The organism is Klebsiella sp. EMBS2024 (assembly GCF_036233805.1).
Taxonomy (GTDB): Bacteria; Pseudomonadota; Gammaproteobacteria; order Enterobacterales; family Enterobacteriaceae; genus Klebsiella; species Klebsiella pneumoniae.
This window is the reverse complement of sequence record NZ_JAZARW010000001.1, coordinates 2,797,836-2,819,177: the sequence shown is the minus strand read 5'-3', so window position 1 is coordinate 2,819,177 and position 21,342 is coordinate 2,797,836. Positions and strand designations below refer to the sequence as shown.

General features: G+C 61.2%; 18 protein-coding genes and 1 pseudogene. 11 read left to right on the top strand and 8 right to left on the bottom strand.

The window, feature by feature from the left end:
* Nucleotides 1-19: 19 nt before the first annotated feature.
* Nucleotides 20-1,765 (bottom strand): D-lactate dehydrogenase, encoded by a 1,746-nt coding sequence (dld, locus tag VZP09_RS12980; protein ID WP_002912827.1) that lies wholly within the window; start codon nt 1,763-1,765, stop codon nt 20-22.
* Between the two features lie 194 nt (nt 1,766-1,959).
* Between dld and bglX the strand changes: the two genes are divergently transcribed.
* From bglX to VZP09_RS12955, 5 genes are all read left to right on the top strand, one after another.
* Nucleotides 1,960-4,257: a beta-glucosidase BglX gene (bglX, locus tag VZP09_RS12975; protein ID WP_004890744.1), complete on the top strand. Its 2,298-nt coding sequence runs from the start codon at nt 1,960-1,962 to the stop codon at nt 4,255-4,257.
* A 136-nt stretch (nt 4,258-4,393) separates the two neighbouring features.
* A complete protein-coding gene (gene osmF / locus VZP09_RS12970) occupies nt 4,394-5,311 on the top strand; it encodes a glycine betaine ABC transporter substrate-binding protein OsmF (RefSeq protein ID WP_328795196.1) in 918 nt (305 codons plus the stop codon).
* A 7-nt stretch (nt 5,312-5,318) separates the two neighbouring features.
* Nucleotides 5,319-6,476, top strand: coding sequence for an ABC transporter permease (locus VZP09_RS12965; RefSeq protein WP_104457069.1), 1,158 nt, complete (start codon nt 5,319-5,321; stop codon nt 6,474-6,476).
* The gene (locus tag VZP09_RS12960; protein WP_004149083.1) at nt 6,469-7,416 is read left to right on the top strand and encodes an ABC transporter ATP-binding protein; all 948 of its coding nucleotides are present in this window, start codon (nt 6,469-6,471) and stop codon (nt 7,414-7,416) included. Before VZP09_RS12965 ends, VZP09_RS12960 begins: the two co-directional genes overlap by 8 nt.
* The gene (locus VZP09_RS12955; protein WP_004180609.1) at nt 7,400-8,137 is read left to right on the top strand and encodes an ABC transporter permease; all 738 of its coding nucleotides are present in this window, start codon (nt 7,400-7,402) and stop codon (nt 8,135-8,137) included. The genes VZP09_RS12960 and VZP09_RS12955 overlap by 17 nt, the downstream gene beginning before the upstream one ends.
* Here VZP09_RS12955 and VZP09_RS12950 read toward each other — a convergent pair.
* Nucleotides 8,112-8,225, bottom strand: a complete 114-nt coding sequence (locus VZP09_RS12950) for a protein YohO (RefSeq protein ID WP_002912762.1) — start codon at nt 8,223-8,225, stop codon at nt 8,112-8,114. The two genes, VZP09_RS12955 and VZP09_RS12950, sit on opposite strands and share 26 nt — an antisense overlap.
* A 229-nt stretch (nt 8,226-8,454) precedes the next feature.
* On the opposite strand from VZP09_RS12950, the gene VZP09_RS12945 reads away from it, so the two are divergent.
* Genes VZP09_RS12945 through VZP09_RS12935 form a run of 3 tightly spaced genes read left to right on the top strand, consistent with a single transcriptional unit; the run spans nt 8,455 to nt 11,374 of the window.
* The gene (locus VZP09_RS12945) at nt 8,455-10,143 is read left to right on the top strand and encodes a sensor histidine kinase (RefSeq protein WP_328795195.1); all 1,689 of its coding nucleotides are present in this window, start codon (nt 8,455-8,457) and stop codon (nt 10,141-10,143) included.
* Nucleotides 10,137-10,856 (top strand): two-component system response regulator BtsR, encoded by a 720-nt coding sequence (gene btsR / locus VZP09_RS12940; protein WP_004144215.1) that lies wholly within the window; start codon nt 10,137-10,139, stop codon nt 10,854-10,856. Before VZP09_RS12945 ends, btsR begins: the two co-directional genes overlap by 7 nt.
* Nucleotides 10,857-10,903: 47 nt before the next feature.
* Nucleotides 10,904-11,374: a DUF1456 family protein gene (locus VZP09_RS12935; protein ID WP_002912756.1), complete on the top strand. Its 471-nt coding sequence runs from the start codon at nt 10,904-10,906 to the stop codon at nt 11,372-11,374.
* 114 nt (nt 11,375-11,488) lie between these two features.
* On the opposite strand, the gene metG is transcribed toward VZP09_RS12935, so the two are convergent.
* Nucleotides 11,489-13,522, bottom strand: coding sequence for a methionine--tRNA ligase (metG, locus tag VZP09_RS12930; RefSeq protein ID WP_328795490.1), 2,034 nt, complete (start codon nt 13,520-13,522; stop codon nt 11,489-11,491).
* Between the two features lie 153 nt (nt 13,523-13,675).
* Here metG and apbC point away from each other — a divergent pair, with 153 nt between their 5' ends.
* Nucleotides 13,676-14,785, top strand: a complete 1,110-nt coding sequence (gene apbC / locus VZP09_RS12925) for an iron-sulfur cluster carrier protein ApbC (RefSeq protein ID WP_328795194.1) — start codon at nt 13,676-13,678, stop codon at nt 14,783-14,785.
* On the opposite strand, the pseudogene VZP09_RS12920 reads toward apbC, so the two are convergent.
* Both VZP09_RS12920 and VZP09_RS12915 read right to left on the bottom strand, forming a co-directional pair.
* A pseudogene (locus VZP09_RS12920) lies at nt 14,782-15,246 on the bottom strand (GNAT family N-acetyltransferase). The gene apbC and the pseudogene VZP09_RS12920 overlap by 4 nt on opposite strands.
* Nucleotides 15,218-15,535 (bottom strand): RcnB family protein, encoded by a 318-nt coding sequence (locus tag VZP09_RS12915; protein ID WP_032104243.1) that lies wholly within the window; start codon nt 15,533-15,535, stop codon nt 15,218-15,220. Before VZP09_RS12915 ends, VZP09_RS12920 begins: the two are co-directional and overlap by 29 nt.
* A gap of 183 nt (nt 15,536-15,718) precedes the next feature.
* On the opposite strand from VZP09_RS12915, the gene VZP09_RS12910 reads away from it, so the two are divergent.
* Nucleotides 15,719-16,618, top strand: a complete 900-nt coding sequence (locus VZP09_RS12910) for a LysR family transcriptional regulator (RefSeq protein WP_004149074.1) — start codon at nt 15,719-15,721, stop codon at nt 16,616-16,618.
* On the opposite strand, the gene VZP09_RS12905 is transcribed toward VZP09_RS12910, so the two are convergent.
* Together VZP09_RS12905 and VZP09_RS12900 are read right to left on the bottom strand one after the other, a co-directional pair.
* Nucleotides 16,608-17,951: an NCS2 family permease gene (locus VZP09_RS12905; RefSeq protein ID WP_002912743.1), complete on the bottom strand. Its 1,344-nt coding sequence runs from the start codon at nt 17,949-17,951 to the stop codon at nt 16,608-16,610. The genes VZP09_RS12910 and VZP09_RS12905 overlap by 11 nt on opposite strands.
* Nucleotides 17,952-17,953: 2 nt before the next feature.
* The gene (locus tag VZP09_RS12900; protein ID WP_032415250.1) at nt 17,954-19,765 is read right to left on the bottom strand and encodes an adenine deaminase; all 1,812 of its coding nucleotides are present in this window, start codon (nt 19,763-19,765) and stop codon (nt 17,954-17,956) included.
* A 120-nt stretch (nt 19,766-19,885) separates the two neighbouring features.
* Here VZP09_RS12900 and VZP09_RS12895 point away from each other — a divergent pair, with 120 nt between their 5' ends.
* Entirely contained in the window at nt 19,886-20,800 is a 915-nt protein-coding gene (locus VZP09_RS12895) for a LysR family transcriptional regulator (RefSeq protein ID WP_004175111.1), read from the top strand.
* On the opposite strand, the gene VZP09_RS12890 is transcribed toward VZP09_RS12895, so the two are convergent.
* Nucleotides 20,797-21,219 carry a universal stress protein gene (locus tag VZP09_RS12890; RefSeq protein WP_004189084.1) on the bottom strand — a complete coding sequence of 141 codons (423 nt, stop codon included), beginning with the start codon at nt 21,217-21,219 and terminating at the stop codon, nt 20,797-20,799. The genes VZP09_RS12895 and VZP09_RS12890 overlap by 4 nt on opposite strands.
* Nucleotides 21,220-21,342 lie beyond the last annotated feature (123 nt).

The following is a 21,342-nucleotide window of genomic DNA, read 5'->3' as shown; positions in this document are numbered from 1 at the left end:
TGAATAGTCCTGCCGTCGATTATTGCGGATCCGCCGGAGAGGCTGGCGTCGGGGCCGCTTCACCCCAGTATTTCTGCTTGCTGGTTTTACCAATCCCCGGGTTCATGCTGTTGGTGGGATCGTTCTGGCGATAGAACTGCTGCAGGCTCTCCGGGGCCTCATACAGATGACCCACGTTATGCTCCGCCGGATACTGGGCGCCGCGCGCTTTCAGTAACTCCAGCATTTTTTCCTTCAGCGCGTGGGCGTCGACCCCTTTCCTGACGATGTAATCCTGATGGAACACATGGCACATAAAGTGGCCATAGTAGAGCTTATGCACCAGCTGGCTGTCGATCTCCGGCGGCAGATGTTCGAACCACTCGGTATCGTTACGCCGCAGGGCGATATCCAGCGCCAGAATATCTTCGACTTCGTCGGCATGCACCGCCTGATAGCGGATCGCCGCGCCGGCGGCGGCAAAGCGATGGAGGAACGCCTTGCTGCCTTCCTCCGGCGTACAGGCGAAGAAATCCCCCTCGGCCTGCTGAAAGTACTCCGTCAACCAACGCTGCGCTTCTTCGATGCCGTCGCCAGCCATCTTCAGCAGCAGATGATGTTCATATTTATCACGCCAGGTTTTCATCCGCTCCGGTAAATGCGCCGGAAAGACGTGGCCGAGTTTCTGCATAAAGCGGTCGGTAAAGTGCGGCTTAAACAGCGAGACTTTCTCCAGCATCGCGTCGGTGCGCCCCTTCATGGTGAAGAAGAACGGCATTTTGTCGGTGCCGAGCTTGTCGATCATCAGGAAGGTGTCTTTGCCATACTTCTCGGCGATATCGTAAATATCGCGGTGCATATATTCCCCCGCCACCGGCAGATGCTGGAACTCAGCGAGGATATGACGGCGGATCTCGGTCAATACCTGCGGCTGGTTGGTGCCAATGTAAAACACCTGCTGGCGCTTTTCCGCCGGGAAAGTATCGAGACGCACGGCGAAAACAGCCAGCTTGCCGGCGCAGCCGGAGGATTCGAACAGGCGGTCCGGGTCGGCGTTATAGCGCGCCGGGGTGTCGGCATCGACATCGCGCACGCGGGTGACATAGTCGTGATCGTGGGCGTGGCGGCCGTCGTGCAGCACATCGCTATCGCTAATCCGTTCGTCATCGAGGCGGCTGAGGATCTGCTCCGGCGTGCTGCCGAGATCGATGCCCAGATGATTGACCAGCTTCAGCTTGCCGTCGGCGTCAATCTGCGCGAACAGCGACATCTCAGTGTAGGCCGGCCCGCGCTGCACCAGCGAGCCGCCGGAGTTGTTGCAGATCCCGCCGATGACCGATGCGCCGATGCATGACGAACCGATCACCGAGTGCGGTTCGCGTCCCAGCGGTTTGAGCGCTTTTTCCAGCGAATAGAGGGTGGTGCCGGGCCAGGCCAGCACCTGCTCGCCTTTGTCCAGCAGATGCAGTTTGTCCAGGCGCAGGGTGCTGATAATCACGATCTCGCGATCGTAATCATTGCCGTTGGGGGTCGAACCTTCGGTCAGGCCGGTGTTGGCCGCCTGCATCAGAATAATTTTATCGGCGTCTACGCAGGCGTTGAGCACGCGCCAGAGTTCCAGCAGGGTGCCGGGAAAGACAACCGCCAGGGCCTCGCCCTGACCGGAGCGGAAGCCTTTGCGGTAGCGCTGGGTTTTTGCCGGGTCGGTCAGCAGATGCGAAGGGCCAACCAGGCGCGCCAGGTCAGCCAGAAACGTTTTATGGGTGTCAGTGGGTGCAGATGACATGTTCCACTCCTTGTGGTGGTGCGCGAAATATCGAGGATAAGCATAGCGCTTTGTATGACAATTTGATGCATGAATGTTTCGCAAAAATCAGAGAAGAACCTTAGCATTCTGCGGGCGCGTTGTTTATATATATGGCAAACTGCGGTTTTTATTATGTTTTACCGAGTCCCCGTCTGAGATAAAGCGAGATAACAATGAAATGGCTCTGCACTGTAGGCGTCGCCGTGAGTCTGGCGCTGCAACCCGCGCTGGCGGATGAACTGTTTGGTAACCACCCCCTGACCCCGCAGGCGCGGGATGCCTTTGTCACCGACCTGCTGAAAAAAATGACGGTGGACGAGAAAATCGGCCAGCTGCGTCTGATAAGCGTTGGCCCGGATAACCCGAAAGAGGCGATCCGTGAAATGATCAAGAACGGTCAGGTGGGGGCGATTTTTAACACCGTTACCCGCCCGGATATCCGTGTAATGCAGGATCAGGTGATGCAGCTTAGCCGCCTGAAGATCCCGCTGTTCTTTGCCTACGATGTGCTGCACGGTCAGCGCACCGTGTTTCCGATAAGCCTCGGCCTGGCCTCGTCGTTTAACCTTGATGCGGTGAAGACCGTGGGCCGCGTGTCAGCTTATGAAGCCGCCGATGACGGCTTGAACATGACCTGGGCGCCGATGGTCGACGTCTCCCGCGACCCGCGCTGGGGACGCGCTTCCGAAGGGTTCGGGGAAGACACCTATCTGACCACGATGATGGGCCAGGCGATGGTGGAGTCGATGCAGGGCAAGAGCCCGGCGGACCGCTATTCGGTGATGACCAGCGTCAAGCATTTCGCCGCCTACGGCGCGGTGGAGGGCGGGAAAGAGTACAATACGGTCGACATGAGCCCGCAGCGCCTGTTCAACGACTATATGCCGCCGTATAAAGCCGGGCTTGATGCCGGCAGCGGCGCGGTGATGGTAGCCCTGAACTCGCTGAACGGCACCCCGGCGACCTCTGATTCCTGGCTGCTGAAAGACGTCCTGCGCGACCAGTGGGGCTTTAAAGGCATCACCGTTTCCGACCACGGCGCCATCAAAGAGTTGATTAAGCACGGCGTGGCCTCCGACCCGGAAGACGCGGTGCGCGTAGCGCTGAAGTCCGGCATCAACATGAGCATGAGCGACGAGTATTACAGTAAGTACCTGCCGGGGCTGGTGAAGTCCGGCAAGGTGACCATGGCCGAGCTGGATGATGCCACCCGACACGTGCTCAACGTGAAATATGATATGGGACTGTTCAACGATCCCTACAGCCACCTGGGACCGAAAGATTCTGACCCGCAGGACACCAATGCGGAAAGTCGTCTGCATCGTAAAGAGGCGCGCGAAGTGGCTCGCGAGAGCCTGGTGCTGCTGAAGAACCGTCTTGATACGCTGCCGCTGAAAAAATCCGGCACTATCGCGGTGGTGGGCGCGCTGGCGGACAGCAAGCGCGACATGATGGGCAGCTGGTCCGCGGCCGGGGTGGCCGACCAGTCGGTGACCGTCCTGACCGGCATCAAAGAAGCGCTGGGCGATAACGGCAAAGTGATTTACGCCAAAGGGGCGAACGTTACCGATGACAAAGGCATTGTCGATTTCCTCAATTTGTATGAGAACGCGGTGCAGGTTGACCCACGCTCGCCGCAGGAAATGATCGACGAAGCGGTCGCGGCGGCGAAGCAATCCGATGTGGTGGTCGCCGTGGTGGGCGAGGCGCAGGGCATGGCGCATGAGGCCTCCAGCCGGACCGATATCACCCTGCCGCAGAGCCAGCGCAATCTGATTGCCGCTCTTAAAGCCACCGGCAAACCGCTGGTGCTGGTGCTGATGAACGGGCGTCCGCTGGCGCTGGTGAAAGAGGATCAGCAAGCCGATGCGCTGCTGGAGACCTGGTTTGCTGGCACCGAAGGCGGCCACGCCATCGCCGACGTGCTGTTTGGCGACTACAACCCGTCGGGCAAGCTGCCGATGTCTTTCCCGCGCTCGGTGGGCCAGATCCCAACCTACTACAGCCACCTGAATACCGGCCGGCCGTATAATCCGGAGAAGCCGAACAAGTACACCTCGCGTTACTTCGATGAAGCCAATGGCCCGCTGTATCCGTTTGGTTACGGTCTGAGCTACACCACCTTTAGCGTCTCCGATGTCACCATGTCGTCGGCCACCATGCCGCGCGATGGCAGCGTGACCGCCAGCGTGCAGGTGACCAACACCGGCAATCGCGAAGGGGCGACGGTGATCCAGCTCTACCTGCAGGACGTCACCGCCTCCATGAGCCGGCCGGTGAAAATGCTGCGCGGCTTTAAAAAGGTCAACCTCAAGCCGGGCGAAACGCAAACCGTCAGCTTCCCGATTGACGTCGACGCGCTGAAGTTCTGGAACCAGCAGATGAAATACGTTGCTGAGCCGGGCAAATTCAATGTCTTTATCGGCGTGGACTCCGCCCGGGTGAAGCAGAGCGAGTTTGAGCTGCTGTAAGGCATCGCTCTTAAGTCCAACGTCACGCTTTAAAGGCCGATTAATCGGCCTTTTCTTTTTCGCATCGCTGGCAAATGGGCTACGCTTTTCTCTTAAGCTTCTGTAAGCGAAGCGCAAAAGAACTGAGGGATGCGGGATGAAGATGGCAACGACATGGTCCGGCGCGCTGGCGCTGGCCGCCCTGATAAGTTTACCGCTGCAGGCGGCGGAGCCGGTGAAGGTCGGCTCGAAANTTGATACCGAAGGCGCGCTGCTGGGCAATATGATCCAGCAGGTGCTGGAAAGCCACGGCGTAAAAACGATTAATAAAATCCAGCTCGGCACCACGCCGGTGGTGCGCGGGGCGATTGTCGCCGGCGAGCTGGATATCTACCCGGAATATACCGGCAATGGCGCCTTCTTCTTCAAAGATGAAAACGACCCGGCGTGGAAGAATGCCCAACAGGGCTATGAGAAGGTGAAGCGCCTCGATCAGGAGAAACATCAGCTGGTATGGCTCACCCCGGCGCCGGCCAACAACACCTGGACTATCGCCGTGCGCCAGGACCTGGCGGAGAAAAATAAGCTGACCTCGCTGGCCGACCTCAGTCGCTACCTGAAGCAGGGCGGCGAATTTAAGCTGGCGGCTTCGGCGGAATTTATTGAGCGCCCGGACGCGCTGCCGGCGTTTGAAAAAGCGTATGGCTTCAACCTCAACCAGAACCAGCTGCTGTCGCTGGCCGGGGGCGATACGGCGGTGACCATCAAAGCGGCGGCGCAACAGACCTCCGGCGTTAACGCGGCGATGGCCTACGGCACCGATGGCCCGGTGGCGGCCCTGGGGTTACAGACGCTGAGCGACCCGCAGGGCGTGCAGCCGATATATGCCCCGACGCCGGTGGTGCGCGAGGCGGTGCTCAAGGCCTACCCGCAGATTGCCGACTGGCTGCAGCCGGTCTTCGCCAGCCTCGATGAAAAAACGCTGCAGCAGCTGAATGCCCGCATTGCGGTGGAGGGCCAGGATGCGAAGCGCGTGGCGGCAGATTATCTGCAGCAGAAAGGCCTGCTGAAGTAATCCACCGGTGACCATTCGCTGTACTCACCGCGTCGGCCTGCTGCTGACAGGTCTGCTGCTGGTTACGCTGGCGCTGCCGTTTGTCACTTATGCGCCGAATCGCTTACTCTCCGGGGAAGGGCGCGGGCTGTGGCAGGCGCTGCCCTGGCTCGCCGGCGTTCAGCTGGCAGCGGCTCTTGCCGGGATGCTGCTCTGCTGGCTGCCGGGCAGGATCGTGCCGTTTCTCCACCTGCTGCTGGCCGAACTGATCTTCCCGCTGCTTATCTGGGGCAGCGGCCAGGCGGCGCTTGAGCTCTCCCGCCACGGCTCGCCGCTGGCGCGCACCTCGCCCGGCAGCGGCCTGTGGCTGTCGCTGGCGCTTTGTCTGCTGCTGGCCAGCGAGGCCATCCGTCATCTTACCGTCCGGCCGCTCTGGCGCTGGCTGCTCAATGCGCAAGTCTGGCTGTTGCCGATCATCCTGCTCGCTATCGGGGCGCTCGATCAGCTCTCCTTGCTGAAGGAGTATGCCAACCGTCAGGAGGTATTTGATGACGCCCTGCGCCAGCATCTGCTTCTGCTGTTCGGCACCCTTCTGCCGGGCCTGCTGATTGGCCTGCCGCTGGGGGTATGGCTGTGGCGGCGTCCGCGCTGGCAGGCGCCGGCTTTCACCGCGCTCAATGTGATCCAGACTATTCCGTCGGTAGCGCTTTTTGGCCTGCTGATTGCGCCGCTTGCCGGTCTGGCGCGTTATTTCCCGACGCTGGGCGAGCTGGGCGTCTCCGGGACCGGCGTGGCGCCAGCCCTGATCGCTCTCACTCTCTATGCGCTGCTGCCGCTGGTGCGCGGGGTGGTGACCGGCCTGCAGCAGGTGCCGCAGGATGCCCTGGAAAGCGCGACGGCAATGGGCATGAGCGCCGGGCAGCGCTTTCGTCAGGTGCAGCTTCCGCTGGCGATGCCGGTACTGCTGCGCAGCCTGCGGGTGGTCAGCGTGCAAACCGTCGGCATGGCGGTAGTGGCCGCGCTGATCGGCGCCGGCGGCTTTGGCGCGCTGGTTTTTCAGGGGCTGCTGAGCAGTGCGCTGGATCTGGTGCTGCTGGGCGTGGTGCCGACCATTGCCCTGGCGGTGGTGCTGGATGCCCTGTTCGCCCTGTGGGGCGCCTGGCTAAAAGGAGAGGCCAATGATTGAATTTCAAGGGGTCAGCAAAGTGTTTGCCGGCCACCCGGCGGTGAAGGACCTGACCCTGGAGCTGCGCGAAGGCGCTTTCTCGGTGCTGGTGGGGACTTCCGGCTCGGGCAAGTCGACGACGCTGAAGATGATCAACCGTCTGCTGGAGCCGGACCGGGGCACCATTCGCTTTGCCGGCGAGGACATTCGCCAGCAGCCGGTCCTGACCCTGCGGCGGCGGATGGGCTATGCCATCCAGTCCATCGGCCTGTTTCCCCACTGGACGGTGGCGCAGAATATCGCCACCGTGCCGCAGTTGCAAAGATGGCCGCGGGCAAGGATCGCCGACCGGATCGACGAGCTGATGGCGCTGCTGGGGCTGGAGGCGACGCTGCGCGACCGTTACCCGCATCAGCTCTCCGGCGGCCAGCAGCAGCGGGTGGGGGTGGCGCGGGCGCTGGCGGCAGATCCGGAGGTGCTGTTGATGGATGAGCCCTTCGGCGCCCTCGACCCGGTGACCCGCGAGGCGCTGCAGCAGGAGATGCTGCGCATCCACCGTCTGCTGGGACGGACGATTGTGCTGGTGACCCATGATATTGACGAAGCGCTGCGTCTGGCGGACCACCTGGTGCTGATGGACGGGGGCGAGGTGGTCCAGCAGGGGGCGCCGCTGGAGATGCTCCTGCGACCGAAAAATAGCTTTGTACAGACCTTTTTTGGCCGCAGCGAGCTGGGCGTGCGCCTGCTGTCGCTGCGCGAGGTAGGGGACTATTTGCGTCCCGACGAACGGCTGGCGGGCGAGGGGCTGACCGTCACCATGACCCTGCGGGAAGCGCTGTCGCAGTTTGTCGCCCGGCGCTGCGAGACGCTGCCGGTGGTCGATGCCGAAGGCAGGCCCTGCGGTACGCTGCATTTTGCCGATCTGCTGCGTCAGGAGATGAGCCATGAAGGCGCTTCGTGAGCCGCTGTGGTGGCTTATCGCGCTGTTTATCGGCCTGCTGGCAGGGCTGCCCTACAGCGCGCCGCTGTTCAGTCGGCTGTTCCCGGAGCTGCCGCGGCCGGTCTACCAGCAGGAGAGCTTCTGGGCGCTCACTCTCGATCACGGCTGGCTGGTGGTGGCGTCCAGCCTCGCGGCAACGGCAATCGGGCTGGGGGCTGGGGTGGCGGTCACCCGGCCCGCCGGCGGCGCGTTTCGTCCGCTGGTGGAGACCATCGCCGCTATCGGGCAGACCTTTCCGCCGGTGGCGGTGCTGGCGATGGCGGTGCCGGTGCTGGGCTTTGGCTGGCTGCCGGCGCTGATAGCCCTCGCGTTGTATGGCATACTGCCGGTGCTGCAGGGGACGCTGGCCGGGCTGGGTTCGATACCGCCGGGGGTGTCAGGTGTGGCTGAAGGGATGGGAATGACCGGCTGGCAGCGTCTGTATAAGGTGGAGCTACCGCTGGCGGCCCCGGTGATCCTGGCGGGGATCCGCACCTCGGTCATCGTCAATATTGGTACCGCGACCATTGCCTCGACGGTTGGGGCCAGTACGCTCGGGACGCCGATCATCATCGGCCTGAGCGGCTTTAATACCGCCTATATTGTTCAGGGGGCGCTGCTGGTGGCCCTGGCGGCGATTATCGTCGACCGCGCGTTTGAGCGTCTGACCCGCTGGATCAGCCGACACCGCCACGCACAATAAAGGAATAGCCGGCCAGCATTACGCCGCTGATCCCGCCGATGGCCATAAGTAAGAAGAGAGTGACGACCGCGATTTTCGCTGGCTTCATAATAGGCTCCTGATGTTAACAGGGGGATTATACGGTGAAGCGCAGGTGTTAATGAAACATTAATTGCGGTTTAGCGCGCCGCGCCGGGCTTTTTGCCGCGTTTGCTGCGCAACGCGCCGCAAAAAAGTGTGATCCTGGCCGTCATTTTTCATTTTTATGCAGGGCTTCAAAGAAAGTTTTCGCCAGGCAGGGTATGGTACGCGCTTTCAGGCATGTGTGGTTTGCGGGTATGTACGAGTTTGATCTGGTGTTGCTGCTGCTTCAGCAGATGTGCGTATTTTTGGTCATCGCGTGGTTGATGAGCAAAACCCGACTGTTTATCCCCCTGATGCAAGTCACCGTTCGCCTGCCGCACAAGCTGCTGTGCTACGTCACCTTCTCCATTTTCTGCATTATGGGGACCTATTTCGGTCTGCATATCGAAGACTCCATCGCCAACACCCGCGCCATCGGCGCCGTGATGGGCGGCCTGCTCGGCGGGCCGGTGGTCGGCGGGCTGGTAGGGCTCACCGGCGGCCTGCACCGCTACTCGCTGGGGGGAATGACCGCCTTAAGCTGCATGGTCTCCACCATCGTTGAGGGGCTGCTGGGCGGTCTGGTGCACAGCGTGCTGGTAAAACGCGGCCGGCCGGACAAAGTCTTTAGCCCGCTGACCGCCGGGGCGATCACCTTCGTGGCCGAGCTGGTGCAGATGATGATCATTCTGCTGATTGCCCGCCCGTTCCAGGACGCCCTGCATCTGGTGCAGAGCATTGCCGCGCCGATGATGGTCACCAATACCGTCGGAGCGGCGCTGTTTATGCGCATTCTGCTGGATAAACGGGCGATGTTTGAGAAGTACACCTCCGCCTTTTCCGCCACGGCGCTGAAGGTGGCGGCGTCCACCGAGGGGATCCTGCGTCAGGGATTCAACGAAGAGAATAGCATGAAGGTGGCCCAGGTGCTGATCCAGGAGCTGGACATCGGCGCGGTGGCGATCACCGATCGCGACAAGCTGCTGGCGTTTACCGGCATCGGCGACGACCACCATCTGCCGGGCAAGCCTATTTCCTCCTCGTATACGCAACGGGCGATTGAGACCGGGGAGGTGGTCTACGCCGACGGCAACGAGGTGCCTTACCGCTGCTCGATTCATCCGCACTGTAAGCTGGGGTCGACGCTGGTGATCCCCCTGCGCGGCGAGAACCAACGGGTGATAGGCACCATTAAACTGTATGAGGCGAAAAATCGCCTGTTCAGTTCGATCAACCGCACCCTCGGGGAGGGGATTGCCCAGCTGCTGTCGGCGCAGATCCTCGCCGGACAGTACGAGCGGCAGAAGGCGCTGCTGACGCAATCCGAAATCAAGCTCCTGCACGCCCAGGTCAACCCGCACTTCCTGTTTAACGCGCTTAACACGCTGAAGGCGGTGATCCGCCGCGACAGCGATCAGGCCGGCCAGCTGGTGCAGTATCTGTCGACCTTCTTTCGCAAGAACCTGAAACGGCCGACGGAAATTGTCACTCTTGCCGATGAGATCGAGCATGTTAACGCCTATCTGCAGATTGAGAAGGCTCGCTTTCAGGCTAACCTGCAGATCCAGATGGCGGTGCCGGAAGGGCTGGCGCATCACCAGCTGCCGGCTTTTACCCTGCAGCCGATCGTGGAGAACGCCATTAAGCATGGTACATCGCAACATCTTGGCGTCGGCGAAATTACCATCCGCGCCAGCCAGGACGATCGCTGGCTGCAGCTGGATATCGAAGATAACGCCGGGCTGTACCGGGCCAACCCCCAGGCCAGCGGGCTGGGGATGAATCTGGTGGACAGGCGGCTGCGGGCGCGTTTTGGCGCCGACTGCGGCATCAGCGTCACCTGCNAGCCGGAGCGCTTTACCCGTGTCACCCTACGTCTGCCCCTGGAGGAGAATGCATGCTGAGAGTATTGATCGTCGATGATGAGCCGCTGGCGCGGGAAAACCTGCGCATTTTGCTGGAGACACAGCGCGATATCGAGATCGTCGGCGAGTGCGGCAACGCGGTGGAGGCCATTGGCGCGGTGCATAAGCTGCGTCCCGATGTGCTGTTTCTCGACATCCAGATGCCGCGCATCAGCGGTCTGGAGATGGTCGGGATGCTCGACCCGGAGCACCGCCCCTATATCGTGTTTCTCACCGCCTTTGATGAATACGCGGTGAAAGCCTTTGAGGAGCATGCCTTTGACTATCTGCTGAAGCCGATTGAAGCTGCCCGGCTGGAGAAAACCCTCGCCCGCCTGCGCCAGGAGCGTAATCTGCAGGATGTGTCGCTGCTGGATGATGCTCAGCAGACGCTGAAATACATTCCCTGTACCGGCCACAGTCGTATCTGGCTGCTGCAGATGGAGGATGTGGCCTTCGTCAGCAGCCGGATGAGCGGCATCTACGTGACCGACCGCGAGGGCAAGGAGGGCTTTACCGAACTGACCCTGCGCACCCTTGAGAGCCGCACGCCGTTGCTGCGCTGCCATCGCCAGTATCTGGTGAATATGGCGCACCTGAAGGAGATTCGCCTGGAGGAGAATGGCCAGGCGGAGCTGCTGATGCGCGCCGGGCAAACGGTGCCGGTGAGCCGACGCTATTTAAAAAGCCTGAAAGAGGCGATTGGCCTGTAAAGCTGGTACACTGCGCCCCATTGCATCATCGACAGTAAAAGGCCCTCATGCTCAGTAATGATATTCTTCGTAGCCTGCGCTACACCCTGAAAGTCAATAATAACGATATGGTGCGCATTCTCGCGCTCTCCGCTATGGAATCCACCGCCGCCAGTTTCGACACCTGGACGACGAAAGAGGATGAAGAGGGCTTTGTTCGCTGCCCGGACATTATCCTGTCGGGTTTCCTTAACGGCCTTATCTATGACAAGCGCGGCAAAGATGATTCGGCCCCGGAGCTGGCGCTGGAGCGTCGGGTGAATAACAACACGGTGCTGAAAAAGCTGCGGATCGCCTTCTCGCTGAAAACGGACGATATCCAGGCGATTATGAGCGAGCAGAAATACCGGGTGTCGGTGCCGGAGATCACCGCCATGATGCGCTCGCCTGACCACAAAAACTACCGCGAGTGCGGCGACCAGTTTCTGCGCAATTTCCTGCGCGGACTGACCCAGCGGGTGCATAACCCGAAGGCATGATTTTTTGCCGGGTGGCGGCTTCGCCTGACCCGGCCTACAACGACTGCCCCCGGGCGCGTGCTAGCATAGCGCCGCCGGGCAAAAAAAAGCCGGAGATACTCTCCGGCTTTTTTGCTATTTCACCTGCTGACCCGGCTTGGCGCCGTCGTCAGGGCTTAACAGGAAGATATCCTTCCCGCCAGGGCCGGCGGCCATCACCATGCCCTCGGAGATGCCGAAGCGCATTTTGCGCGGCGCCAGGTTGGCGACCATCACCGTCAGGCGACCAATCAGCGGCTGCGGATCCGGGTAAGCGGAGCGGATGCCGGAGAAGACATTGCGTTTTTCGCCGCCGAGATCCAGCGTCAGGCGCAGCAGCTTGTCGGAGCCCTCGACGAATTCCGCGTTTTCAATCAGCGCCACGCGCAGATCGACTTTGGCGAAATCGTCAAAGGTGATGGTCTCCTGAATCGGATCGTCCGCCAGCGGACCGATGACCGGCCCCGCGGTGGCTTTCACCTCTTCTTTAGAGGCTTCCACCAGGGCTTCCACCTGTTTCATCTCGATGCGGTTGTACAGCGCCTTGAACGGATTCACCTTATGCGCCAGCAGCGGCTGCTGAATGGCGTCCCAGCTCAGTTCGCTGTTGAGGAATGCCTCCGCACGCGCGGCCAACTGCGGCAGGACCGGCTTCAGCCAGGTCATCAGCACGCGGAACATATTCAGGCCCATAGTGCAGATGGCCTGCAGGTCGGCGTCGCGGCCTTCCTGTTTCGCCACCACCCACGGCGCCTGCTCATCGACATAGCGGTTGGCCACGTCGGCGAGGGCCATGATTTCGCGGATGGCCTTACCGAACTCGCGGCTGTCCCACGCTTCGCCGATGCTTTCCGCCGCGTCGGTGAAGGTTTTGTACAGCGCCGGGTCGGCCAGCTCAGCGGCCAGCACGCCGTCGAAACGCTTGCTGATAAAGCCGGCGTTGCGTGAGGCGAGGTTAACCACCTTGTTGACGATGTCGGCGTTCACGCGCTGCACGAAATCTTCCAGGTTCAGGTCGATGTCATCGATGCGTGAAGAGAGCTTGGCGGTGTAGTAGTAGCGCAGGCTGTCGGCATCGAAATGATTTAACCAGGTGCTGGCCTTGATAAAGGTGCCGCGCGACTTGGACATCTTGGCGCCGTTAACCGTCACGTAGCCGTGCACGAACAGGTTAGTCGGCTTACGGAAGTTGCTGCCTTCCAGCATCGCCGGCCAGAACAGGCTGTGGAAGTAGACAATGTCTTTGCCGATAAAGTGATACAGCTCGGCCGTAGAATCTTTCTTCCAGTATTCGTCGAAGCTGGTGGTGTCGCCGCGCTTGTCGCACAGGTTCTTGAAGGAGCCCATGTAGCCGATCGGCGCGTCCAGCCAGACGTAGAAATATTTGCCCGGCGCGTTGGGAATTTCGAAGCCGAAGTACGGCGCATCGCGGGAGATGTCCCACTGCTGCAGGCCGGATTCGAACCACTCCTGCATCTTGTTCGCGACCTGCTCCTGCAGCGCGCCGCTGCGGGTCCACGCCTGCAGCATTTCGCTGAACGACGGCAGGTCGAAGAAAAAGTGCTCGGAGTCACGCATCACCGGCGTGGCGCCGGAGACCACCGATTTCGGGTCGATAAGCTCGGTAGGGCTGTAGGTCGCGCCGCACACTTCGCAGTTATCGCCATACTGGTCCGGAGATTTGCACTTCGGACAGGTGCCTTTCACAAAACGGTCCGGCAGGAACATGCCTTTTTCCGGATCGTAGAGCTGAGAGATGGTGCGGTTTTTAATAAAACCGTTCTCTTTCAGGCGGGTGTAGATAAGCTCCGACAGCTCGCGGTTCTCGTCGCTGTGCGTCGAGTGATAGTTATCATAGCTGATGTCGAAGCCGGCGAAATCGGTCTGATGCTCCTGACTCATTTCGCCAATCATCTGCTCCGGTGTGATACCGAGCTGCTGCGCTTTGAGCATGATCGGCGTGCCGTGGGNGTCGTCGGCGCAGATGAAGTTGACCTCGTGGCCGCGCATTCGCTGGTAACGGACCCAGACATCAGCCTGGATGTGCTCCAGCATGTGGCCGAGGTGGATGGAGCCGTTGGCGTACGGCAGGGCGCACGTTACCAGAATTTTCTTCGCGACTTGAGTCATAGTGAGCATTACATCTTCTGTTGTAAAAAGGGCTTCCGATATTACCAAAAGGGCTGTGGGTGCGCCATAAATGGCTGCCCATATATGGATAATCGTTACCTGTGATAAACTCTGTGATTACTGAAAGCATCTCAAAACAACAAAGGAGTCGGGATGAATTCGCAATCCCAGGCCAAATCCCCTGAGCGCCTACGTGCGATGGTCGCCGGGACGCTGGCCAATTTCCAGCACCCAACCCTGAAGCATAATCTCACCGCCCTTAAGGCGCTGCACCATGTCGCCTGGCTGGACGATACCGTCCATATTGAACTGCAAATGCCGTTCGTCTGGAGCAGCGCTTTCGAAGCGCTGAAAGAGCAGTGCAGTGCCGAACTGCTGCGCATCACCGGCGCGAAGGCCATCGACTGGAAGCTGACCCACAGCATCGCGACCCTCAAGCGGGTGAAAAACCAGCCCGGGGTCAACGGCGTGAAAAACATTATCGCCATCAGCTCCGGCAAAGGCGGCGTCGGTAAATCTTCTACTGCCGTAAACCTGGCGCTGGCCCTGGCGGCGGAAGGGGCGAAGGTGGGCATTCTGGATGCCGATATCTATGGTCCGTCGATTCCGACCATGCTGGGTGCGGAAGACAGCCGCCCGACCTCGCCGGACGGCACTCATATGGCGCCGATCATGAAATATGGTCTGGCAACCAACTCCATCGGCTACCTGGTGACCGACGACAACGCCATGGTCTGGCGTGGGCCGATGGCCAGCAAGGCGCTGATGCAGATGCTGCAGGAGACGCTGTGGCCGGATCTTGATTACCTGGTGCTGGATATGCCGCCGGGCACCGGCGACATCCAGCTGACCCTGGCGCAGAACATTCCGGTGACCGGCGCGGTGGTGGTCACCACGCCGCAGGACATCGCGCTGATCGACGCCAAAAAAGGCATCGTGATGTTCGAGAAAGTGGAAGTGCCGGTGCTGGGGATCGTGGAAAACATGAGCATGCATATCTGCAGCAACTGCGGGCACCACGAGCCTATCTTCGGCACCGGCGGTGCGCAAAAACTGGCCGAGAAATACCACACCCAGCTGCTGGGCCAGCTGCCGCTGCATATTACGCTGCGGGAAGATCTGGATAACGGCACGCCGACGGTGGTGGCGCGTCCGGACAGCGAATTTACCGACATCTACCGCCAGCTGGCGGGCCGGGTGGCGGCCCAGATGTACTGGCAGGGAGAAGTGATCCCGGGTGAGATTGCCTTCCGCGCCTTTTAAGGCCGCGGCGAGCGCATCAGCCAGTATCTGCCCTTGGGCGACGCGCCCTGTGCTTCGATGGTCCAGCCATGACGCTGGTAGAAGCGCAGGGCGTTTTTATTTTCCATCAGGCACTTCAGCGTTCCGCTGGCGGTAAAGGTCCGTTCGACCTGCGCCAGCAGCGCGCTGCCGATATGTTTGCCCTGCCAGTCGGGGTCGACAAACAGATGGTGAAGGAAATTATCGGCGGTCCATACGGCGGCAAAGCCCACCGGCTGGCCGTCGCATTCCGCGACTCACAGCTGTTCATCCGCGGTGGCGGCATCGAAATCTTCCAGCCGCCACGCCGCGGCGGGAAGCCAGGTCCACGATAAACTGCGCGCCCGCAGGAAGATCTGGCGCAGCGCCGGAGAGTCCGCTGGCTCGCCGGGGCGGACGTGGAGATTGCGCGGATCAACGATGGTAGAAGATCTCGCCATCATACACTTTGAGGATTTTGCCTTCGGTATCGGTAATCAGCACGTAGTTACCGCCCATATAGGTCCAGTGGCTGCCGGCGTCCGGCGCAGGCAGGTTACGCTGCTGCCACTGTTTAATGTTGTATTCCGGGGTGAGGTACATCGCCGGAACGGTGTCGCCGATGTGAAACTGGGTGAAATCGGCGGTGAATTCTTTCAGCGCATACTGATCGATCCCCGCGGCAGTAGCCGTCCAGTTGGCGCCAGCGGTGGCAAGAAGTACGCCCAGAAGCATCATTTTTGTTTTACGCATAGTTTCCTCAATATTACCTGGACTCAAAATAGCAGCCTCGTATCATTCCTGATGCGTTGCTGAAATGGCAAGCACTGGATTTTTAAAAAGTGTAAGCAAAACGCGGCGCAAGTCTTGTGCCGCTTGCGTTGCAGCGACGGTGATGCGTATTTTGGGAGCAATCTGAAGCAGGGGAGAATCAGCATGTTCAGGCTGGAAGATCTGACCTTATTTGTCCGCGCCGCGGCGCTGGGCAGTTTTAGCGACGCGGCGCGCGAGGCCGGGCAGCAGCCGGCGCAGGTCAGCGCGGCAATTAAGCGTCTGGAGACGATCCTCAATATTCGCCTGTTTGCCCGTTCGACCCGCAGCCTGCGCCTGACGCCGGAGGGGGAGACCTGGCTGCCCTACGCCACCCAGATGCTCGATACCCTCGAGGCCGGTCTGCAGAAGATCCAGACCCCGGATGATGAAGTTCGCGGCATGTTGCAGATTGCCGTGCCGTCGGACCTCGGGCGTAACCTGCTCCTGACCCTGTTCCGCGATTTCCGCCAACGCCACCCGGCGCTGCGCCTGCGGCTGCTCTTTTCCGATCAGCTGACCGACGTGTTTAAAGATCCGGTGGACGTTGCGTTTCGCTATGGCAATAACGACGATGCCTCGTTTATCTCGCTGCCGGTGGCGCCGGAAAATCGTCGGGTGCTGGTGGCCTCGCCTGAGTGGATCGCCCGCCATGGCGAACCGCAGACCCTCGAGGAACTCAGCCAGCACAATGCGTTGATCTACATTTTGCGCGGCCGTCCGTTCGACCGCTGGTCGCTGAGCCTCGACGGCGTGGTTCAGCAGCAGAAGGTTTCCGGCACGGTGATGAGCGACGACGCCGAGGTGATCCGTCGGCTGGCGATCGCCGGGGAGGGCATTGCCTATAAATCGATGCTCGACGTCAGCGACGATCTGCGGGCGGGGCGCCTGCGGCGCCTGCTGCCGCGTTATCAGGGGGATGTAGTGCCGTTGAATCTGATTTGTCCGCACCGCAAACAGCTCTCTGCCGCGGTGCGTTTGTTATATGAAGAGGTGAAATCACATTGTGAAGGGCTTAATGCCTGACTAAGGTCGCGAAGTAATACACCAGCGGGACGGCCAATACCCACAGGCCAATCGGGATCTCCCGCCACTTACCGGCGATAGCCTTGATCACAATGTAAAACAGCAGCCCGCCGGCAATCCCGGTGCCAAAGCTGTTGGCGATAAGGGTGATCATCACCATCATCAGCACCGGCAGCCCGTCGGTGAAGTTGGCAAGATCCACTTTGCGCAGGCCGCTGAACATGTTCAGGCCAATCAGGATCAGCGCCGGGGCGGTGGCTTCTTTCGGGATCATTAACGCCACCGGCGTGAACAGCAACATCAGCAGGAACATTACCGCCGCTGACAGCGCGGTGAGGCCGGTTTTGCCGCCCGCTTCCGCTGCCGCCGAAGATTCAATCAGCGCCGTCGCCGCCGGAATGCCCACCCACGGGCCGAGCGCGGCGGCAATCGAATCGACCATGAACGGGCGATTAATCTGCGGCATGTTGCCTTCTTCATCCAGCAGACCCGCCTCGCCGCCCACCGCCAGCGTTGTCCCCATGGTGGAGAAAAACTCAGATGCGAAAAAGACGAACAGGAACGGCAGGAAGGCGATGTTTAACGCCCCCAGCAGGTCAACCTGTCCCAGCACCGGCGCCAGCGAGTGGGGGGCATCGATAAAATGCGTCGGCAGTTTAGTCACGCCGAACGGGATACCCACCAGCGTGGCGCACAAAATAGCCCACAAAATGGCGCCCGGTACCTTACGCGCCTGCAGGGCTATCGCCAGGAACAGGCCGCACAGCGCCACCAGCGCGCCGGGGGCGAGAAAGTCGCCGAGCATCAGGGCGTTGGTTTTCGCATTGGCCAGCACCAGCCCGGCATTGCGAAAACCGAGGACGGCGACAAACAGGCCGATGGAGGCCGTCAATCCCAGCTTGATCGACTGCGGCACCGAGCGGGTGACCACTTCGCGCAGGCCAAAGCGGGTCAGCAGGAAGAAGAGGATCCCCGACCAGCAGGCAATTCCGAGGCCAGTCTGCCAGCCAATCCCTTCGCTACCGGCCAGCGTCACCCCCACCAGCACCGAGCCGCCAATGCCCGGGCCGACGATAAACGGCAGGTTGGCATAAAACGCCATCAGCAGCGAGCCGACGACGAAGACCAGAATGGTGCCGGTGGTGGCGGCGCCTTTATCCATCCCGCCGATCGCCAGCAGCCCCGGGATAACCACCAGTAAATAGGCGGCGGCGAGAAAGCCGGTGATCCCGGCCAGGCATTCGGTGCGTAGCGTGCCGCCGCGCGAGCGCAGCGCAAAGCGGCGCTCCAGCCAGTTAGCGCGGGCGGAAGAGTGAAGTGTGTTATCGGCCATGCTCAGGCTCCCTGAGGATTATTGTTGTGATCGGTTGGCTCCGGGATCTCCCGGCAGGCTATCAACGGGTCGACTATCTGGCGGCTGCCGCCGTCGGTCAGACCCAAATCGGTTAAATGCGGCCCGGCGTTACAGGCAAGGCAGGTGCCTTCAATGGCCTTGAAGACCCGGTACGGCGGCTCCCAGTCGGCGACTTGGCTGCTCAGATCGCGCAGCTCGCGGAACTGACGCGCCAGTTCCGCGGCCGGGAGATCCGACAGCATGCCGGCAATCGGCATCGCCACATGGGCGAGGATCTCGCCCTGTTGCGCCAGCGCCATCCCGCCGCCGGAGGCGATAAGCTGGTTGGCCGCCAGCGCCATATCATTAGCGTCGCGCCCGAGCACCACCAGATTATGCGAGTCGTGGGAGTAGCTGGTGGCGATGGCGCCGCGCAGCTCACCCCAGCCTTCAAGCAGGGCGATTTGCGGCGTCGCCTGATGGCGGCCGTGGCGGTGCTTGACCCAGATCAGACTGAAGCCGGCGGGCAGCTGGACTATCCCGTCACGAACCTGCACTTCCACTTCGCCCCACTGGGTGAAGCGCGCGCCGCGGATATGGCGCAGGCGGGCGATGCCGTGACGAATGCCCTGGACGCGCAGAATAAAGTCATCGGCGCGGAGGGGGGCGATCTGCAAAGTATCGCGCGGCGGCGTGACGCCCGCGGCGGGCGCGATCGGTGTCAGCAGGTTGCCCGCGCGGGCCAGCAGCTTACCGCCTATGTAGACTTCGCGGGCCACCAGTTTCTCCAGGGAATCAAACACCACCAGATCGGCGCGCCGCCCGGCGGCAATCAGCCCGAGATCGTGGCGCTGCAGGCGAATAGCGGCGTTGAGGGTGGCGAATCGCAGCGCATCGACCGCCGGTAAACCGTGCTCGATCAGCAGGTTAAGCAGGGCGATGATGCCGCCTTTCTCCAGCAGCATATCCGGCGGCACGTCATCGGTGCAGACGGTGATCTGCGAGGAGAGGTGCGGCAGCGTTTTTAACGCCGCGACGATATCTGGCAGCAGATAGGGGTGCGAGCCGCGGATCTCGATCGTCAGCCCGGCGCGCAGTTTTTCCAGCGCGTCGTCCGCCGAGGTAAGTTCGTGATCGGAGGTGACGCCGGCGGCGAGGTAGGCCTGCAGGTCAGCGCCGCTCAGGCCGCGGGCGTGGCCTTCAATCAGTTTGCCGCTGTTGAGACCGGCCTGGACAATCTCCTGCATCCGCTCGCTACCGTGCAGCACGCCGTGCATATCCATCACCTCCGCCACGCCGCGCACTTCCGGCCAGCCGAGCATGGTCTCCATCTCCGCGCCGGCAAAATCGGCGCCGGACATTTCGAGACCCGGCGTGGAGGGAACGCTGGACGGCGCGGCGACCATCACCTGCAGCGGCAGATGGCGGCTGGCGTCCACCGCATAGCGCACGCCAGCGACGCCGAGGACGTTGGCCAGCTCATGCGGATCCCAGAACACCGCGGTGGTGCCCTGGGTGAGGACGATTTCCGCATAGCGCTCCGGTGGCAGGTGCGAGCTTTCGAGGTGCACGTGGGTGTCCATCAGGCCGGGGGACAGGTAGCCACCGGCCAGGGAACGCACTTCATGGGCGTCTTCGCGACTGCCGCGCGGGTGGACGCTGGCGATCATCTCGCCGACGATACCGACGTCAGCGGGGCGAATTTCGCCCGTGGCCATATCGATGATCTGCGCATCGATCAGCAGCAGATCAAACGGGGATTCACCGCGCGCGGCCTGCACGGCGCGACGGCGGACTTGAGCATTGCTGGACATAACCACTCCGGCACAAGGATAATGCGGATACTCTAGGGGCACAGCAAACGTTTGCCCAGATGAATAAATTTATCACCCGATAAGCTCGGGTTATTGTGCAGGACCACCGTAGCGAACCCGATGATGAACGAACCCTGGCAGCGGCTGCCCGCGCTCTCTCTTAAACAGCTTCAGTATTTCGTCACCCTGGCCCAGCTGCGCCATTTTACCGATACCGCCAGTCGGCTGGCGATTAGCCAGCCGGCGCTGAGCAGCGCCCTGCGGCAGATTGAAACGGTACTCGGCGGTAAGCTGGTCAACCGTACCGCTGCGACGGTCACTCTGACTGAACTGGGGGCGGCGATTTTACCCCACGCCCAGCGGATCCTCAGCGTGGCGCAGGCGGCCTTTTCCGATATGCAGCAGATTGTCGAGGCGGGTGGCGACGGGACGGTGCGTATCGGTCTGGTGCCGTCGGTCAGTTCGCTGCTGTTTCCGCTGCTGCCGCAGACCCTGGCTGAGGCCTTTCCGCGTCTGCGCATTGAATTTCACGATCAGACCAACGATGCGCTTATCCAGGCGCTGCAGCGCGGCGAGATTGATTTCGGCATCGGGGCGATCGACAGCTCACTGCCCGCAGAACTGCTGGTCTATCCGCTGCGCGAAGATCCCTTCGTGGCGGTGCTGCACCGCGACGATCCGCTGGCCGCGCAGGCACATCTGCCGTGGAAACAGCTGGTGGGGCGGGATATTGCTGTGTTCTCGAAGGGCAATATCCAGCGGCTGGTGGCGGCATTAGTGGAGAGCCATCGCCTGACGCTGACCACCCGCTACCAGGTGGACTATATCGAAACCCTGTATGGTCTGGTGCGCTCGCGCTTAGCGGTGGCGATTCTGCCGGCGCTGTACACCACCCATCTGCAGGACCCGGCGCTCAGGGTCGCCCACCTGCAGCAGCCGGCGCTCGCCCGCACAGTGGCCCTGATGCGCGGCCCGCAGGCGCTGCCCCCGCTTATTGAAGACTGTTTTTCTCTGCTGCAGGCCGCCTTGCGCTAGGGCAGGTGCTTGATCAGCACGTCTACGGTTAAGTGGTTGATGTACTCCAGCGAGTGTGAGGAGAGGACGCCCAGCAGCCGGTTATGGTGCCCGGCAATAATTAAATCGATCTGCCGCTGCCGAACGCAGGTTTCCACGTCTTCAAACCGGCGGGTGGTCACCAGCGAGAGGGTATCCACCGGCAGGGAGACGGTGCAGGCCAGCTCGTTGAGCAGGGCTTTGGCCTGGATCACCTCCTGCGAGACCCGATCGTCGCGCAGGCTGTCGGAAACATAGTTCAGCGCCCGGTAATCGGTGCTGATGTGGGCGATGGTGATGCGCATGCCGTTCTCTTCTGCCATTCTGGCGGCATGCTGGAGCAGCGGGACGCCGTCCTGACTGCTGTTAATCAGTACCAGCGCATGGTGATAAACGGCCATGGCGTATATCCTCGGTAGGCTAAATAGCGCATGATGTCATTATTTTCCGCCCGCCAGCAGCGGAATGCAATCCCGCCCGGTCGCCTGATGAGCATGATGGCCGCGAAGGTGTCGTATCCAGGG

Excerpts from the sequence above, each read along its gene's own strand:
- dld (WP_002912827.1), bottom strand. The coding sequence starts at position 1,765 with ATGTCATCTGCACCCACTGACACCCATAAAACGTTTCTGGCTGACCTG.
- bglX (WP_004890744.1), top strand. The coding sequence starts at position 1,960 with ATGAAATGGCTCTGCACTGTAGGCGTCGCCGTGAGTCTGGCGCTGCAA.
- VZP09_RS12960 (WP_004149083.1), top strand. The coding sequence starts at position 6,469 with ATGATTGAATTTCAAGGGGTCAGCAAAGTGTTTGCCGGCCACCCGGCG.
- VZP09_RS12955 (WP_004180609.1), top strand. The coding sequence starts at position 7,400 with ATGAAGGCGCTTCGTGAGCCGCTGTGGTGGCTTATCGCGCTGTTTATC.
- VZP09_RS12950 (WP_002912762.1), bottom strand. The coding sequence starts at position 8,225 with ATGAAGCCAGCGAAAATCGCGGTCGTCACTCTCTTCTTACTTATGGCC.
- btsR (WP_004144215.1), top strand. The coding sequence starts at position 10,137 with ATGCTGAGAGTATTGATCGTCGATGATGAGCCGCTGGCGCGGGAAAAC.
- VZP09_RS12935 (WP_002912756.1), top strand. The coding sequence starts at position 10,904 with ATGCTCAGTAATGATATTCTTCGTAGCCTGCGCTACACCCTGAAAGTC.
- apbC (WP_328795194.1), top strand. The coding sequence starts at position 13,676 with ATGAATTCGCAATCCCAGGCCAAATCCCCTGAGCGCCTACGTGCGATG.
- VZP09_RS12915 (WP_032104243.1), bottom strand. The coding sequence starts at position 15,535 with ATGCGTAAAACAAAAATGATGCTTCTGGGCGTACTTCTTGCCACCGCT.
- VZP09_RS12910 (WP_004149074.1), top strand. The coding sequence starts at position 15,719 with ATGTTCAGGCTGGAAGATCTGACCTTATTTGTCCGCGCCGCGGCGCTG.
- VZP09_RS12905 (WP_002912743.1), bottom strand. The coding sequence starts at position 17,951 with ATGGCCGATAACACACTTCACTCTTCCGCCCGCGCTAACTGGCTGGAG.
- VZP09_RS12900 (WP_032415250.1), bottom strand. The coding sequence starts at position 19,765 with ATGTCCAGCAATGCTCAAGTCCGCCGTCGCGCCGTGCAGGCCGCGCGC.
- VZP09_RS12895 (WP_004175111.1), top strand. The coding sequence starts at position 19,886 with ATGATGAACGAACCCTGGCAGCGGCTGCCCGCGCTCTCTCTTAAACAG.
- VZP09_RS12890 (WP_004189084.1), bottom strand. The coding sequence starts at position 21,219 with ATGGCCGTTTATCACCATGCGCTGGTACTGATTAACAGCAGTCAGGAC.